Annotated in this window: 1 protein-coding gene; it reads left to right on the plus strand. The window is 35.7% G+C overall.

The genetic code is table 11. The features are described from left to right. Positions 1-61 precede the first annotated feature (61 nt). On the plus strand, positions 62-1,624 hold the full coding sequence (locus ACYQY7_RS13920) for an McrB family protein (protein WP_461202947.1): 1,563 nt from the start codon (positions 62-64) through the stop codon (positions 1,622-1,624). Positions 1,625-1,654: the final 30 nt, after the last annotated feature.

The following is a 1,654-nucleotide window of genomic DNA, read 5'->3' on the forward strand; positions in this document are numbered from 1 at the left end:
ATCGAACTGGAAGTTCGATTTAAAAATCTTTCTAAACATACTATACGAGGAGAGAGCAACGTTGACAGAGACACAAACAATGTGTTTGCAACAACAACTAGATGCCATTTTGGATGAATTAGGGATTCCTACTAGCTGGACTCAAGAAGAAGCGAACCAGTTTTATAAGCGATTTTGTAAATCGAAAGAAGGATTGAGCAATCGACTTATTTTAAAAATAACAAGTGTTATAAACATTCCAGATGGAAAAAAACTATATTTTGGGGAAGTATTAAATCCAAATACGCTTTCTCCTTTTATGTTGCCTTTTGAGGATAAAGAGTGGAATGTATCATTTTTATTGCAGAAAGAAAAAAAATTACTCAATGAAGGAGATATTATTGTTGCCACACCTGAAGCGTTAAAAATCGATAGGATAGAAAAAAATATAGAAAAACGGATGAAAGGGCTCGTTTCCATAAAGATTAATTCTATTAGAGGGGTCCCTTTTGAAACAAGGTTAATGGATTGCTTAGGAGAGGTAGTTGTAAAAAAGCTATCAGAACAGCTAGGTTCTTTAGAAAAACTATCCCACTTTATATTACAGGAATTTGAAAAAGCTTATGATGAAAAGCGACATGAGATTGAACAACGGCTCGAAGATCTTGAGAAACGAGAAGAAGAGTTAAAAAATCGGGAAGAGATGGCTAAAAAGAAAAGTCAAGAGTTAAACGATATGGAGCAACAACTAAAAGAACATGAAAGGTATTTGCTGGCGCAGTTTGATCGTCTTCGTCTTGTGCCGCCACCATCGTTACTTATGAGGGAGTACGATAACGATTTAAGTCATTTGAACACGATTCAGTGGAGTAGTCAAACAGACATTATTGACACAATCCGAGGGGCTTTGCATGCTCAATGTGATCTACAGTACGAACGTGATGCGATTGAATGTTTTGTAGGTGCGTTGAAGACAAATCAACTCATCATTTTGCATGGTCCGAGCGGAACGGGGAAATCTAGTCTAGCGAGAGGTTTTTCAAAAATTATTAAAGGAGCAAAGACATGTACGATCAGAGTCCAGTCAAGCTGGACAGATAAGCGAGATATACTTGGATTTTTTAATCCAATTGACTATCAATATGTGTCTACTGAATTTTTAGATGCGCTAGTAGAAGTAAGGGAAAATCCGAATTCTTTATATTTAGTTTGCTTAGACGAGATGAACTTGTCCCACGTAGAGTATTATTTTGCGGAATTTCTGAGTGCTAGAGAAGAAGAAACACCTAAGATTACCCTCTATGCTAAACATTTTCAAGAGTTAGCCTACAAAATGATTGAACCTTACATCATTGTGGACGAACATGGATACGCACTTCTTAATGAGGAAAAGTTATCACAAATACAAGACGATTCTGAGAGAAGGAAATTACAAAATTGTTTTGATTTATGCTATCGGTATCCTGCAGAGTTTGAAATCCCGAGTAATGTTAGATTTATTGGCACGATGAATATGGATCATACTGTGAAAGGATTAAGTCCAAAGATTATTGATCGAAGTTTTGTCATTGAATTGCGTTATTCTGAGAATGAAACAAGTTTAATAGAAGAGTTAGAAAAAATGGTTCATCACCAAATTTTGTGATTTAGTGACAAAAAAGAGAAAGCACTGACG

The sequence above is a fragment of the Anoxybacillus sp. TBDG-1 genome, from assembly GCF_054815885.1.